Source organism: Bacillus sp. XT-4, assembly GCF_050864245.1.
Classification (GTDB): domain Bacteria; phylum Bacillota; class Bacilli; order Bacillales; family Bacillaceae; genus Bacillus; species Bacillus altitudinis.
In genome coordinates this window covers 545859-560734 of the sequence record NZ_JBPAFI010000002.1, presented here as the reverse complement: position 1 = coordinate 560734, position 14876 = coordinate 545859, and the positions used below count along the sequence as shown (strand labels likewise).

The following is a 14876-nucleotide window of genomic DNA, read 5'->3' as shown; positions in this document are numbered from 1 at the left end:
TTTTTAATTTACTTTCTAACCGTTATATAAAGAGCGCCTAATAGAGCGCCATTTGATTTATACATCCATACTTCTACTTGGTTACTACCTGAATCTTTTAACCCTTTAATATCTCTACCGGATACAGAGACATACTGTGATCCTTTCACAACAACAGCATATGAGGCAATGTCATCAATAGGATAACTAGATCCTACGTTAATTGTGATATTTCTTGCATTTGTTTTAATTGGAGCATCCGCGGATAAAGATTTTAGCGTAATAGGCATAGATGAAAGATGATTAGTTTGAACGGATTCTTGAGCAGAAGCAACCCCTCCAATAGTAAAAGTCAATGCAGAAACAGCAATAAGAGAATACATAGATTTCTTCATTTTCATTCTAAAGCACTCCTTTTAAATTAGTTTACAAGTCATTAATTCGATATTAAATCGAGATATTCCTGTTAAAAAGTGTTAATTAATTGTGAACATTTTCCTTTCGGGATGAATTGAAATTTTCTGTGAAGAAAACGACTTAATATCTATCTATTAAAAATTTAAAACATTATTTTTTAGTAAGAATATTGCTCATTACTCGTATTGCTAAAGCTCCTTCTCGATTTGAATATCTACCTATTTTAAGAAATTTCCTCAGAGAATTGTGAAGAGGAAAAGTCTAATCTTTTCCCATGGATGATATTGAAAAAAATCTAGCCATTTCCTAATTCTATCTTCATTCATTCGCCGCTTAAAAGATCATTTACAACTAAAGAAGTGACACGGCATTGACCGTTTGCGGGACTCTATTTTGAACTAGATTGTGAAAGCCAAGCTTTATCAAGAGCATCATAATTATTTCAGTTTTGTAAGGTCCTATCATTAATGTCATTTCAGTGTGAATGTAAGTATTCAAGTCTATATAGGCTTTTTCAAGAATTAACAGGTCTTGGTTCTTATTGAATGTTTTTTGTATAAATGAATAAAGATAGACTATATGTTAAAACGAACACAAATTACAGAAGAAACTTATGTTAAAAGGAGGAACGATTATGAAAAAACTTTGCCGGGAAGTCTGGATTGAAGTCAATCTTGATGCGATAAAAAGGAATATCGAAGCGATTCAAGCGCATATTCCAAGGAAAAGTAAGATCATGGCTGTCGTGAAGGCGAATGCTTATGGACACGGTTCAGTGGAGGTAGCGCGGCAGGCACTAGAAAGCGGTGCCACGGAGCTCGCAGTTGCTAGCTTAGAGGAAGGTATTGTGCTGCGAAGAGCAAAAATTGAAGCGCCGATTTTGGTTCTTGGATTTACACCGCTCGACTGTGTGAAAAGGGCCGCAGCCTGGAGAATCGACCTCTCCGGCCTTCGAGAAGACTGGATTGCTCAAGCAAATGAGATCTTATCGGAAGAAGAAAGCCAGCGCCGGCTTGGGATTCATGTCAATGTTGACACGGGGATGGGGCGATTAGGTGTACGGACAAAGGAAGAGCTGTTAGCGGTGGTGAAGGCGCTTGAAAAGAGTGAACACCTGAGGTGGGATGGAATATTTACGCATTTCTCTACTGCGGATGAGCCTGATCCTGATTTTACGTTGCTTCAGCACAGCATCTTCATTGATTTTCTTCGGTTTTTGAAAGAAGAAGGGATCAAACTGCCGACCGTACATATGAACAATACAGCTGCTTCGATTGCGTTTCCTGAATTTAGTGCCGATATGATCCGGCTTGGTATCGGACTTTATGGATTGTATCCCTCGCAATACATTGAAAGCTTAGACGCTGTTCAGCTAGAGCCCGCTCTCAGTTTAAAAGCAAGAATTGCGTTCGTGAAGAAAATGGTGACAAAACCAAGAACCGTCAGCTATGGGGCAACCTATGTGGCAAAGCCTGACGAAGTCATTGCGACCATACCGATTGGCTATGCAGATGGGTACTCACGTGCTTTATCCAATCGAGGATTTATGCTTTTCCGCGGAGAAAGAATGCCGATTGCTGGCCGAGTCACAATGGATATGACGATGATCAGTTTAGGGGAAATGAAAGCAAAGCAAGGCGAGGAAGTCGTCATTTATGGCCGTCAAAAGGGCGGAGAAATTTCTGTTGATGAAATTGCTGAAATGCTCAATACGATTAACTATGAAGTCATTGCAACATTAAGCCGCCGTGTTCCAAGGTTTTATCGTCGAGGCGGGAAGATTATTAAAATATCGACGCCGGTGATGTATGTGTAAAGGTAAGGAGAGCATGAAATTGCAAAAATCCCCCTTTATATGGAAAGGGGGATTTTGAGTTTCATGTCTCATTACGACTTAAGCTCGATACTCTTTATCTAAAATAAGAATTGGTTTAATCGTAGATCCGTTTTTAGAATCTTCAAAAGCTTGTTCAATCTCTTCTAATTCGTAGAATTTTGCTAGTTTCTCAACTGGGAATTGTCCATTTTTAAAGAACTTGACTAGTTTAGGAATGAATAGTTGAGGAACGGCATCTCCTTCTATCACACCTTTTAACGTGAGCGCATTGAGCATGAGATCATTGGTCACATTAAACGTTAAATCGCGTTTTCCTACTGCTACTGTTGCACAAGTTCCTTTGACACGCAGGCAGTGAAGGGCAGCTAGTGTGACTTCTGGTACTCCAGTTGTTTCAAATGAGTAATGTGCCCCTTTTCCTTCTGTGATCTCCTTAACTTTTTCAGCTGGATTCTCATGTTTACTGTTGATGACATGTGTTGCACCTAATTCTTTTGCTAGCTCAAGGCGGCTATCATGGATATCAACGGCAATAATCGGATCACAGCCTGCAATTTTTGCTGCCATTAACCCACTTAAACCGACAGCGCCTGTACCGAACACAACAAAGCTTGTACCTGGAGCTGGAGCCAGTGAATTTAAGACAGTACCGCTCCCAGTCATTAAGCCGCAACCGAATGGTCCTAAATAGCGTAAATCAGTTTCTTTGTCTACTTTCACCACATTTTTCTCATCAACCGTTGCATATGTACCAAATGACGATTGACCAAAAAATTGTGATACATCTTGATGATCATGTGTATGGATAGGCGTTTCATTATGTTTATTACGACCAGAAAAATTTAGTGGAATCATGTTTTCACATCCACCAGCGTTCCCGTCAAGACAATTATGGCAATGACCGCAATAAGCGAAACCAAGTACAACGTGGTCTCCTTCTTGAACGGTTGTGACATTAGAACCTGCTTTCACGACTATGCCAGAGCCTTCATGTCCTAATAAAGCAGGACGTGGAACAGGGAGCGTGCCATCTAATACAGTGGCATCCGTATGACAAACGCCAGATGCAACGATTTTGACAAGCACTTCATCTGCTTTTGGATCATCTAGTAATAGTGTTTGTTTCTCGAAATCTTTTTCATTTGTTGTGACCATCGCTTGAATTTCCATATCATGTGCCCTCACTTTTTGTATAGTATGATATTCTGAAGAAAGATTAGATCAAATGTCACAAAAAATTCATTTCTTTATGACTAAGTTGATTGTAGGACGAAAGATTTTCCGTTTCAATCAGCAAAAAATCTTTTTTGTATAGGTTTTCAACACAAATGAATTTATGTATCTCTAATCAACATTTTTTAAAAAGTGTCTAAAGGAGGGGCCCATGATCAAAAAAGAGGATCGCCGTGTTGAGCGAACAAAAGAAACACTTCGTCAAACATTCAAAATACTAGTAAAAGAAAAAGGATATTCGCATGTAAAAGTGAAGGATATTGTGGAAAAGGCAAACTATAATCGGACGACGTTTTATGTACATTATGAAAGTAAAGATGAATTAGCAGCAGATGTTATTCACCGGGAAATGGTCGATTTCGAATATGAATTTTGTAAGCCGACTCGTGAAAATCCACTGTTGGATTTAACTCGCATGAAACCAGAGGGCACCGATGTATTTCAATATATCGTTGAAAATCGCGACTATTATGATTTATTAGTGATGGAAGACCGAATTCCCCACATACAAGAACAATTGCTGAAGAAAATACAATATATCTTCAAAAATAGAATGTCATTTGTGAGTGATCAGTATGCAGAAATCAACGACAGTTATTTTGTCCAGTATCGTTCATACGGGATCTTTGGTTTTATCATTGAATGGATCAGAAATGACTACAATGCATCTCCCTCAGAAATGGCACGCCGCATTATCAATTTATTATATATTCAGTCCTCACTTATGATTCAGTTGAAAGATGAAGAAGCGATTATGAAAAGGTGATGTCAGATAAATTTGATATATGTTGAATGATATTAATAGAAATAAGTGCATCCTGAATTTACGATGGGGCACAATGATAAAAATTAAATTTTATTACAAATATGTCGATAAAAGGAGGGATATTTAAGAGATGGAGGAAAGAAACGATGAAAAAAGGATTATTTTTAGTGCTTTTGACCATTTTTATGATGGTCACAATTCATCCGTTAAAGGCTCATGCAGCTGAGACAAATGGTTGGACGAAGCGAGCGGACTTACCGGAAGAGCGTATCGGAGCAAGTGTAGGTGTAGTTGACGGAAAAATATATGTATTCGGTGGAGCTAGCCAGCAGTCTAAGTTCAATGATTCAACATATATGTATGATCCTAAAACTGATTCGTGGACAGAAAAATCAGCTATGCCTAGGTCAAGAACAGGTGCTGCTTATGCGACAGTAGACAAAAAAATCTATGTCATTGGCGGTCTCTATGAAACGACTAAAACAGTTCATAGAACTATGGATGTTTATGATACAGAACTTGACCAATGGACAGAAGAACCGATTAAGATGCCTGATAAATTTATATATACATCCTATACAACAGGTGCCTTACGAGCTGTTACAGTTGGAGAAAAGATTTATATCGTATCCTCTTTATCATCCTATAAAGAAAATTTTTATTCCTATGATACGGTAAGTGGAGAGTGGGAATCTTTAGATAGTTCCCTATTAGTGAATCACCAAGGTAGAAGTATTTCAGAAATAAATGGGAAAATATATATTGCTGGTGGTGAGGCTAATGTTAGCCGAGGGAAAGATAAAGACATTTTAGAATATGATAGGTCGCTAGGGAAGTGGCAACGCTTAAAGGATGTTCAATTAAATTCTTTTGCCTATGAAGCTGCATTTGCGACATATAATCATAAACTATTTATCATTGGTGGACAGCAAATTGGAGATAGATCTAGCAAATTATTAAAACAAGTTCAAATATTTGATCCAAAAACTAGTCAAGTTAAAGATTCTTTATATGAAATCCCTGAAGGTAGAGTTGGATCTGTGGCAGTTATTGCTGATGATCAATTATATGTTATTGGTGGAAGAGACTATGCTGAATCAATTGGTAGTCATTCTGTCAAAAACAATTTTAAATCTGTTATCTCTATTCAATTAAAAAATCTGCAAAAAGTGTCAACGGATCAGGAGGAAACAAAACCAGATGATGGTACAACCGAAGAACCGAAAGATCAGGACGGGACACAGCCAGATGATGATACAACAGAAGAACCGAAAGATCAGGGCGGAACAAAGCCAGGTGATGGTACAACAGAAGAACCAAAGGATCAAGACGGAACAAAGCCAGGTGACGGTACAACCGAAGAACCGAAAGACCAAGATGGAACAAAACCAGGAGAAGAAACTGCGAAAGGTATCCTTTCTATTACCATGATCAATGGGTTACAAAAGGATTATCTGCTCTCAATGAAAGAAATCAACGATTTTCTTAATTGGTATAAAGAAAGAAGCTTTGGAATCGGAATGAACTTTTATGAGATCAATGATGAACACAATAAAGGACCTTTCACAAGTAAGAAAGATTATGTGGTGTACCAAAATATCTTAATGTTTGATATCAAGCAATATTAATAAAATGAAAGCTGCTGATAATAGGTCAGCAGTTTTTTATATTTTACATTATTGTTAAAAACAGGATGAATATCATAAAAAAATAAGATATTTTTTTAAAAATCTGCTAAACATCCCATAACTACGTCCGATAATAGAATTGTCAGGGTTGATAAGCCCTAGAATAAAGGACTTTTTTCAGACAAGGACGTCTGTCAGGTCCCACATACATGGAGGTAATAGGAAATGAGAATTAACCACAATATCGCAGCACTTAACACATTAAACCGTTTATCTGCAAACAACGGTGCGAGCCAAAAGAACATGGAGAAACTTTCTTCTGGACTTCGTATCAACCGTGCAGGAGATGACGCAGCTGGTCTTGCAATTTCTGAAAAAATGCGTGGACAAATCCGCGGATTAGAAATGGCTTCTAAAAACGCACAAGACGGTATCTCTCTTATCCAAATCGCTGAAGGTGCATTGACTGAAACTCACTCAATCCTTCAACGTGTTCGTGAGCTTGTAGTTCAAGCTGGAAACACTGGTACACAAGATAAAGATACTGATCTTACATCTATCCAAGATGAAATCAAAGCATTACAAGAAGAAGTAGATGGTATCTCAAACCGTACAGAGTTTAACGGTAAAAAATTGTTAGACGGTACTTTTAAAGATACTGGAGATCCTACTACTACAAAAAGCTTGATCTTCCAAATTGGTGCTAACGCTACTCAACAAATTGGAGTAAACATCGAAAATATGGGTGCAAGTGCACTAGGAATTAAAGAAGCTGATGGTTCAATCGCAGCTCTTCATTCTGTAAATGATATCGATGTGACAAAATTTGCTGACAATGCTGCTGACGAAGCTGATATTGGTTTCGATGCACAATTGAAGATTGTTGATGAAGCTATTAACCAAGTATCTGCTCAACGTGGTAAACTTGGTGCGGTTCAAAACCGTCTCGAGCACACAATTAACAACCTTGGTGCTTCTTCTGAAAACTTAACAGCTGCTGAGTCTCGTATCCGTGACGTTGACATGGCGAAAGAAATGAGTGAGTTCACTAAGAACAACATTCTTTCTCAAGCGTCTCAAGCAATGCTTGCACAAGCGAACCAACAGCCACAAAACGTACTTCAATTACTACGTTAATGAAAGGCCCCTTGATGGGGCTTTTTTTTTATGCTGTTTTTTCCTTCACATTTTCTCCAGTCTTATGATTCTTAAATCCCTCTGATAAATCATGAAAAATGACCTTTAAATTTGGCATACTCTAGCGAAACAATCATAATGAATAAGACTTTTTCCTTATTTATTCCTTTTTTGTTAAACATATTCCATTAAAGTTCGATAAATGGATTGTAAGGCTTACAAAAAAATTCTAATTTAGAACTTTTGGACATGGATGTCTAATTGGTTCAAACACATGGAGGTCATTTAATATGAGAATTAACCACAATATCGCAGCACTTAACACACTGAACCGTTTGTCTGCAAATAATGGAGCAGGGCAAAAGAACATGGAGAAGCTTTCTTCTGGTCTTCGTATCAACCGTGCAGGAGATGACGCAGCGGGTCTTGCAATCTCTGAAAAAATGCGTGGACAAATCCGCGGATTAGAAATGGCATCTAAAAACGCACAAGATGGTATTTCTCTTATTCAAACAGCTGAAGGTGCATTAACTGAAACTCATGCGATTCTTCAACGTATGCGTGAATTGACAGTTCAAGCAGGTAACGTTGGTACACAGCAGACTGAAGATTTAACGGCGATTCAAGAAGAACTTACTGCTTTGGTTGATGAAATTGATGGGATTTCTCAGCGTACAGCATTTAACGGAAAGAATCTATTAGATGGTAGTGTAGAGGATGGATTCCAATTCCAAATTGGAGCGAACATTGAGCAAAATATCAACGTAAAGATCGGCAAAATGGACGCTGAAACATTGACTGTCAAAGATATTAAAGTGAATGAAGATGGTTTTGACTTTGACGTTGAAGTAGCAAAAATCGACGCTGCAATCGGTGCGGTATCTAAACAACGTTCAGCACTTGGTGCAGTCCAAAACCGTCTAGAGCACACAATTAACAACCTTGGTGCTTCTGCTGAAAACTTAACAGCTGCTGAGTCTCGTATTCGTGACGTTGATATGGCGAAAGAAATGAGTGAGTTCACAAAGAACAACATTCTTTCTCAAGCTTCTCAAGCAATGCTTGCACAAGCGAACCAACAGCCACAAAACGTACTTCAATTATTACGTTAATTAAAAGCCCCCGTTGAGGGGCTTTTTTTATGTTGATTTTAGCAACAGATGTAATTGAAAATCAGGAACAGCTTCGTAGAAGAAAGCTTGATTTAATTCATCATTCTTTTGATCCCACCTATGCCACCAGTGGCCGACCTCACCAGTGGAGTCAGCTTGAATCATGTCTTGCAGCTGCTCTAGGTTGATGATTTTTCTCGGTTCTATTAAGAATGAATGCATACGATGATATGCCTCAAGGTATTTAGTTTGTTTTGTTTGAACGGCATATTGTACATAATAATTGAAAAATTCTTGTACAAATGTCAGATGGGGAATGGGGGTTCCTTTTAACTCGACGCCTTCCCAAGCCATATCCGCAATTGCACAAAGCCACCAGCCAAGCTCATTGGCGTGCTGCATTTGTTGTAAGGTATGCCGTTCAAAAGAAATAAGCTCATCTTCTTGTGCTTGTTTGAGCATACGCTCAAGTGTCTGTGCCTCAAGAGCTGCCTTTGTCATTCCCTGACCATGTATTGGATCTAATGTGCATAAGGCATCACCCATGACCAATAAGCCGCTTGGCCAATCTTCCATTTGTTCATAGTGGTTTCTGACACAAGCCGGAACTCTAAATCCTTTTGGTTTCGTATAGGGAATTAAATGAGTGATGGCTTCTGCTATAGAGGGATTGGTCAGCCTAGCGGTCTCTACATCAAACTGATCAGCGTCCGTTGTTGGATAATGAGAGCCGCCAGCTGCTGAGAGAAGAACCGCTACTAAATCATGATCTACTCGTTCAAACAGTCCTGTTGGAATTTTCTTATTTGGCTGTCCAATGATGACCATTGGTTCCAGATTCGGTGCCTCAGGTGGTATTTGGTAGTATCTTGTGCTATAGCCAAGAGACACGATTAGCTCATCTGTCTGCGGCAAGGTTCGCCCTGCGCTTTTCAGCCATTTTGGCAATTTAGACATTCTTCCAGACGTATCAATGACTATGTCCGCACTCATTTTGTTGATGATTCCAGGCTTTATCCTCCGATCTTTGACCTGTAATCCACTCACTTTAGTCGTTTCTTCTTCAAAAAGAAGAGCGATCGCTTCATGTTTTTCTAAAAATTGAACACGATCCTCACGTAACATTCTTTGCATCAGCACCCACTCTAGCATGGCACGTCGTGTGACAGCTGTTTCTTCAGTATCGGTGAGTACTAACTCGCCATCTTTTGTCATAAATCGAGATGTCTGATGCCATGTGTTGTACCCGCCCATTTCGAGTAATTCTTTTGTATAACCAGGAAATAGACGTTCCACGATTTGTTTGCCTAGTGGCAGCATTCTATGTGGATGAAAAGCTTGAGGCGTGCCAAGACGATTTTCAGGAGCGTCTGGCAATTCGTCCTTTTCAATGATCAATACTTCAAGGTAAAAACTTGATAAAACCTTTGCAGCGAGCATTCCCGTTATTCCGCCTCCGATGACGATCGCCCGCTCATACTTCATGGGTTGTGTCACAACATGCGCCTCCAGTGAATATATAAAATGGTTACATGACCATTTCATCATATGTTGATTTTCTAAGTATAGCAAATTCTCGTTTTTTTGAATATAGAAAGGAATTGGCATACTTTTTACTCGTAAATATGAAAAAAACTTCAATCTTGATCATTATTTTTAAAAAATAATGATCAAATTTAAGAGGAATGACCGATAAATACATTAAGGGGGTAGAGAGAATGGATATACTACAGAGTATTGTAACCGCAGCACCTTATATGATGAAGATTTTAAAAGATGAAGTGACGATGGGTGTCATTGATCGAGAAAAATTCTTGCTGTATTTGCCATCAAAAGATGTGGATTTTCAAATACGGACAGGAGATCCCATTAAACCAGATGATCAGAATATGAAAAATGCGCTTAGAGGAGAAACATCAAGTACATTCGTACCTGAATCGGTGTATGGGACGCCTTTAAATGCAATGGGATTGCCGATTTTCGATGAAAATCATCAAGTCATTGGTGCAATCGCTTTAGGTTTTCCGCTTAAAAATCAAATAGAACTCGAGGCGTATATGGAGTCATTGAACGACATCATTCAAAGTATTCAAGAAAAAGTACATGTGGTGGCGGCTCATTCAGAAGAGCTCTCTGCGACAAGTGAGGAAATGACATTCCAAACACAGCAAACACTTGAAAGCTCGAAAAAAACTTCAGATATTACTAAAATGATCAAAGGTATCTCTAAACAAACGAGTTTGCTAGGATTGAATGCTTCAATTGAAGCGGCCAGGGCAGGAAAAGAGGGAGCGGGTTTTAGTGTGGTAGCGAGCGAGGTTCAAAAGCTCTCAAGCGAAACCTCACGTGCAACGGAAAATATAGAAAGCTCATTGCAAGGGATTTCCTCTAATATACATACATTACTTGAGAGTATGGGCCATATGAAAGGGTCATCTTCAGAACAAGCCCAACTTGTGACGGAGTTTAGTGAAATTGTAGACAGGTTGACGACAGTTAGCAAAGAAATGAAAGAATTTATGCAAAAGGTGATGTCAACGTAAAAAACGAATCCAAAAAGGGTTCGTTTTTTTTGCTGGCTCGTTATTTTCTATTTTTCTGATCAAAGCGATAATCGTATGTTTCACCTTTGACCACATTTAAAAACTCATGTCCAATTTGAACGAGCTGTGCATTTTCCCATTTGATCAGTGGATCTTTATCAGGGTACTTCCAGTAGATTGTTTTCTTGTGATGGGTGAGTTTGTTTTCAATTTCTGCTCTGACCGCATTCTCTTTTAGCTTTCCTCCGCTATGTCGATACGTGTTAATGGTATAGGTTCCATCAGGTGATGATATCGAGCGGATGAATGTCCCGTGAGACACGCCTTGAAGAGAGAAGCATTTCCAGTAAATAATTCCAGCGAAGCTAAGACATAAGATGGCAAGGATGATGGTGGTTTTCTTTTTAAACATGAATTCCTCCAGGTGTAGATCGCAATATTCTAATATATGAGAGAGATTACAAAAAGATTCATATAGTCCAAAAGTTCTATTCATTTCAATTATCGGTCATTTTTTCTCAACATTCAACAGTTAGCCCGTAAAGATAAGGAAAATTTAAGGATGCATTCAGATCACACTGGTTATTCGAAAACACTTTACAAAAGAATTTGCGATCAGTAGACTTATGCTCATATAGAGAAATGGGGCAGATGGAATGAATCAAATCATAGATACGTATCAAAATTATGAAGAGCTTTCCGCTCATGAAAGAAAAGGGATCGACTATCAAATTCTTCATCAGCGGAAAGGGGATCAGCTTCTCGTCCTGTCACCTCATGCGGGCGGAATTGAATCTGGCGTGAGCGAGCTGGTCCATGAAGTAGCAACGGATTATTCTATGTATTTATTCGAGGGCCTTAAAGTGAAAGGCAATCATGTTCTTCACATTACGAGCACACGTTTTGATGAGCCGATTTGTCTTTCTCAAGTGCATACACATCATTATACGTTTGCACTGCACGGCTATGGAGAAACAGACGTCCTACAAACTTTAGTTGGCGGTACCGACAGGGAAAAAGCTGCTGAAACAGTGAAGTGTCTCACACAAAATGGCTTCCATGCCTTGCTTTTATCTGAATCGGATCAATTTGCTGGAACACATCCTCAAAATATTAATAATCAATGCCTCACAGGAAAAAGTGTTCAAATTGAAATTAGCCAAGCTCAGAGAAGAGCTTTCTTTCAAGACTTTAGGCGGAGCCGTAGGCGTGATACACAAACCGAACAATTTTATCAATACACAAATGCGCTGAAACAAGTGTTAAGCCTTTATGAATAAACTTCTGACGTCACGTGTGCTGACGCTTTTGTTTGATATGTAGCTTCATTTTCTGCGACCTTGCTGGCTCTCATTAAATAAGAAGTGAATTCTTTTTGAAATTGAATGCCGGCTCTTCGCTGTTCAAATAGAGCAAGCCGTTTTTCAGCAAAAGCCCGAGTGACATGAAATGTTTGAGCAATATGCAAAATGGCTTGCTGCCTAAGGTTTGGGAGCGTCATTTGCAGCAGCATAAAAGTCGGAACACAAAAGTGATACATGAATTGTTTTGCTTGAAACTCTTGCAGTTCTCGAAAGAGCTTGTGCATGTTAAAGTGGTTGCCTGTATGCTTCAGCACATGACAAAGCTCGTGGGCGAAATCCTGCCACTGTTCTTCTGACGATAAGGCTCTGTTTAAAATAATACTGTAAAGACCTTGATGTTTGATCATCATGCTGCCAGTATCCTCGTAGTGTACCCATACATGAAATTCAGCTGCGATCCTATGCATGTCTACATAAGCAGGACCACTTATTTGCAGTTGAGTGTATAACCGTTTAATATCTTCTTCTAAATGGGTTAAAAAATAAGTCATGTCAAAACCTCCATACAAACGTATGTTCTATTTTTGCCGTAAAAGAAAAGTCCATATAGGACTAAATGGCTAATAAAGCTATCGCTTACTTTTTATATCGGCTTGTTTTTAACAATTTTAACATAAAATCAAAGAAAATTGGAAGTTTTTCCTGTTTTTTATTCTATTTTTTTATTTTTTACAAAGATAAAACGGCGATTGAATTCAAATTTTACCATAGTCTTATGACGAAAACAAACAAATTTGTCTTACGTTTGCCACCGATTGATGAGCAAGATCAAACATCAATTTAGCAAAAAGGAGTGCAAAACATGGTACAAATTTATCAAGATTTTATTCCAGTTGGAAACGGAAATCGGCCAGGATATGCTATGACGCCGCTTTATGTAACTGTGCATAACACAGCCAATACATCTAAGGGAGCTGACGCAAAAAGTCATGCGGCATATGTCAAACGCTCAACAACAGAGGTAAGCTGGCACTTCACAGTGGATGACAGAGAAATTTTTCAGCATCTCCCTTTAAATGAAAATGGGTGGCATGCTGGGGATGGACATGGAGATGGCAACCGAAAATCGATTGGCATTGAAATTTGTGAAAATGAGGATGGAAACTTTCAACAAGCTGTCAAACATACCCAGTGGCTTATTCAAAAGCTTTTAAAAGAACATGGCATTCCATTAGCAAATGTGGTGACGCATCAGCATTGGTCAGGAAAAACATGTCCACGTCTGCTGCTAGCTACATGGGATGAATTTAAAAGAGGAATTGAGACTGCAGGTGATCCGGAAACGGTGATCACATATGTGGTGAAAAGCGGGGATACGCTAACGAGTATTGCCAAAGCCCATGGTGTCACAGTGAGTGATTTACAGACATGGAATCAGATTAGTGACCCGAACATGATTCGAGTTGGACAAGTTCTCAAGATTTATCTTGCAGAAGAAAAGCTCAGTTATGAACTGCCGGATGGGGTGTTAAAGGTGACATCACCTCTGACAAAGGGGGAGCATGTACGTCTCGTCCAAAAAGCGCTTGCTGCTGTGTATTTTTATCCTGACAAAACAGCTGCAGATAAGGGCATTGATGGCGTTTATGGGGAAAAAACAGCCAATGCCGTCGCGCGATTTCAACTGATGAATGGTCTAACAAGTGATGGAGTATACGGTCCTAAAACAAAAGTGAAGTTGCTTCAACTATTAAATCAGTGAGTCTTTCTTTTTGGCCGCTTGAATGACGGCTTCACTTTTTTCATGTAATCGGCAGATATAAGGGGATGGCTTAAATTCAGCAAACTGAACATACCTCAATTGTTTAAGTTTCTTTTTCATATTGGCACCTCAATCGTTGCAGCAGTTGGTTTTATTGTATGCAAGTAGATGTGAAAACGGAAGTAGGACGCGGATAAAGTTCCGCGTCCTTTAGTGTAATCAAGCTTTTTTATTTTTATACTCATCTAGGAGCTGTTCATTCTTTTTGAAAATACGCTCCGTATGGGGACTTACTTTGTAATCAGCCATACTAATATGGCGCTTTTTCTTTAAAATCTTAAATGGGTTTTTCTTGCGATTGTTATTATCCCCTTGAAGTGCGTGTTCCATCTTCATCACCTTCCTCTTCGTCAGGCAAGATTAGGTCATAAATCGTTGTAAGTGAAGTCATTAATAAATAGTCGAATTCAGTGACAATATCCTCAGAGGTCAGCTTAATCACAAAGTGTGCATCCGCTACTGAAAACGGGATGAGAACCAATTTGCCGAAATCATCGTAATACACTTCCTGCCTGTCAAGCTTTGCTTGAATAAGTGCTCTCTGATCAAGTGTCCGCAGCAGGTCATCTTTTTGCTCCTGCGTATCATAAGGACAAAGAACTGCTTGAATATTCATTTTTTCTGCAAAAGAATAGATCAGTCGTTCAATTCCCTCTATATATGCTTCTATACTTCCATAATATACATGGATCGGTTCATTTTTCAATAGGTATTGGTACGTTTTTAGTTTATTGAGGTAAGAATGAAGCAGGTCGTTATTTTGTTCTAGGAGTTGATGGGTGTCGGTTTCAAGTTCATGATTTCCGAGTTTTTTAATATAGGAGCTGAGGAAAATAAAGGCATCAGTTAATGCGAAAAAAACAGCAATAATCAGGTAGTGCATCCAATCGGTGAAGATTGAAGCAGGGTCATTTGTCCAGTATACAACAGCACCCGCTACATAAATCCAATACCACGTTTTACGAATTGCAAACATCTTTTCTTTTACTTTTTGTTCAAAGCGCCATACCGCAAATACATATACAGCAAGAGCACCTAGCAATAACCAAACAGTCAATTGAAAAAATAATAGCATGTTCTTCTCTCCCATAGACAGAT

16 protein-coding genes and 1 pseudogene are annotated in these 14876 nt (G+C 38.9%); 8 read left to right on the top strand and 9 right to left on the bottom strand.

The genetic code is table 11. From position 1 onward, the window contains the following. Positions 1-8: 8 nt before the first annotated feature. On the bottom strand, positions 9-380 hold the full coding sequence (locus ACRRMM_RS08105) for a hypothetical protein (protein WP_008348328.1): 372 nt from the start codon (positions 378-380) through the stop codon (positions 9-11). Between the two features lie 338 nt (positions 381-718). Beyond that, a pseudogene (locus ACRRMM_RS08100) lies at positions 719-778 on the bottom strand (YunG family protein); the annotation flags it as partial. Between the two features lie 252 nt (positions 779-1030). Here ACRRMM_RS08100 and alr point away from each other — a divergent pair. Further along, on the top strand, positions 1031-2212 hold the full coding sequence (gene alr, locus ACRRMM_RS08095; protein ID WP_428828900.1) for an alanine racemase: 1182 nt from the start codon (positions 1031-1033) through the stop codon (positions 2210-2212). Between the two features lie 78 nt (positions 2213-2290). On the opposite strand, the gene ACRRMM_RS08090 is transcribed toward alr, so the two are convergent. Beyond that, the gene (locus ACRRMM_RS08090) at positions 2291-3403 is read right to left on the bottom strand and encodes an NAD(P)-dependent alcohol dehydrogenase (RefSeq protein WP_007498906.1); all 1113 of its coding nucleotides are present in this window, start codon (positions 3401-3403) and stop codon (positions 2291-2293) included. Positions 3404-3617: 214 nt separating this feature from the next. Here ACRRMM_RS08090 and ACRRMM_RS08085 point away from each other — a divergent pair, with 214 nt between their 5' ends. The 4 genes from ACRRMM_RS08085 (at position 3618) to hag (ACRRMM_RS08070) (ending at position 8109) form a co-directional block, all read left to right on the top strand. Beyond that, positions 3618-4232 (top strand): TetR/AcrR family transcriptional regulator, encoded by a 615-nt coding sequence (locus tag ACRRMM_RS08085; RefSeq protein ID WP_165378831.1) that lies wholly within the window; start codon positions 3618-3620, stop codon positions 4230-4232. Positions 4233-4378: 146 nt separating this feature from the next. Next, positions 4379-5860 carry a Kelch repeat-containing protein gene (locus ACRRMM_RS08080; protein ID WP_428828901.1) on the top strand — a complete coding sequence of 494 codons (1482 nt, stop codon included), beginning with the start codon at positions 4379-4381 and terminating at the stop codon, positions 5858-5860. Between the two features lie 225 nt (positions 5861-6085). Then, positions 6086-6997 carry a flagellin Hag gene (hag, locus tag ACRRMM_RS08075; RefSeq protein ID WP_396485270.1) on the top strand — a complete coding sequence of 304 codons (912 nt, stop codon included), beginning with the start codon at positions 6086-6088 and terminating at the stop codon, positions 6995-6997. A gap of 290 nt (positions 6998-7287) precedes the next feature. Next, positions 7288-8109, top strand: a complete 822-nt coding sequence (hag, locus tag ACRRMM_RS08070; protein WP_025207195.1) for a flagellin Hag — start codon at positions 7288-7290, stop codon at positions 8107-8109. Between the two features lie 27 nt (positions 8110-8136). On the opposite strand, the gene ACRRMM_RS08065 is transcribed toward hag (ACRRMM_RS08070), so the two are convergent. Next, complete coding sequence (locus ACRRMM_RS08065; protein ID WP_428828902.1) at positions 8137-9606, bottom strand: NAD(P)/FAD-dependent oxidoreductase; 1470 nt, start codon at positions 9604-9606, stop codon at positions 8137-8139. A gap of 221 nt (positions 9607-9827) precedes the next feature. On the opposite strand from ACRRMM_RS08065, the gene ACRRMM_RS08060 reads away from it, so the two are divergent. After that, on the top strand, positions 9828-10652 hold the full coding sequence (locus ACRRMM_RS08060; protein WP_428828903.1) for a methyl-accepting chemotaxis protein: 825 nt from the start codon (positions 9828-9830) through the stop codon (positions 10650-10652). Positions 10653-10692: 40 nt separating this feature from the next. Here ACRRMM_RS08060 and ACRRMM_RS08055 read toward each other — a convergent pair whose 3' ends face one another. Then, the gene (locus ACRRMM_RS08055; RefSeq protein ID WP_017359605.1) at positions 10693-11064 is read right to left on the bottom strand and encodes a DUF5412 domain-containing protein; all 372 of its coding nucleotides are present in this window, start codon (positions 11062-11064) and stop codon (positions 10693-10695) included. Between the two features lie 244 nt (positions 11065-11308). Here ACRRMM_RS08055 and ACRRMM_RS08050 point away from each other — a divergent pair, with 244 nt between their 5' ends. Beyond that, positions 11309-11932 (top strand): poly-gamma-glutamate hydrolase family protein, encoded by a 624-nt coding sequence (locus ACRRMM_RS08050; RefSeq protein ID WP_017367070.1) that lies wholly within the window; start codon positions 11309-11311, stop codon positions 11930-11932. Here ACRRMM_RS08050 and ACRRMM_RS08045 read toward each other — a convergent pair. Beyond that, positions 11923-12507 carry an ImmA/IrrE family metallo-endopeptidase gene (locus ACRRMM_RS08045; protein ID WP_017359603.1) on the bottom strand — a complete coding sequence of 195 codons (585 nt, stop codon included), beginning with the start codon at positions 12505-12507 and terminating at the stop codon, positions 11923-11925. The two genes, ACRRMM_RS08050 and ACRRMM_RS08045, sit on opposite strands and share 10 nt — an antisense overlap. A 311-nt stretch (positions 12508-12818) precedes the next feature. On the opposite strand from ACRRMM_RS08045, the gene ACRRMM_RS08040 reads away from it, so the two are divergent. Next, complete coding sequence (locus ACRRMM_RS08040; protein ID WP_428828904.1) at positions 12819-13718, top strand: N-acetylmuramoyl-L-alanine amidase; 900 nt, start codon at positions 12819-12821, stop codon at positions 13716-13718. Here ACRRMM_RS08040 and ACRRMM_RS08035 read toward each other — a convergent pair. The 3 genes from ACRRMM_RS08035 to ACRRMM_RS08025 form a co-directional block, all read right to left on the bottom strand. Then, positions 13707-13838 (bottom strand): hypothetical protein, encoded by a 132-nt coding sequence (locus ACRRMM_RS08035; protein WP_255201815.1) that lies wholly within the window; start codon positions 13836-13838, stop codon positions 13707-13709. The genes ACRRMM_RS08040 and ACRRMM_RS08035 overlap by 12 nt on opposite strands. 99 nt (positions 13839-13937) lie before the next feature. Beyond that, positions 13938-14114 (bottom strand): type II toxin-antitoxin system SpoIISB family antitoxin, encoded by a 177-nt coding sequence (locus ACRRMM_RS08030; protein ID WP_008346289.1) that lies wholly within the window; start codon positions 14112-14114, stop codon positions 13938-13940. Next, positions 14083-14853 (bottom strand): type II toxin-antitoxin system SpoIISA family toxin, encoded by a 771-nt coding sequence (locus ACRRMM_RS08025; protein WP_019743468.1) that lies wholly within the window; start codon positions 14851-14853, stop codon positions 14083-14085. Before ACRRMM_RS08025 ends, ACRRMM_RS08030 begins: the two co-directional genes overlap by 32 nt. Positions 14854-14876 lie beyond the last annotated feature (23 nt).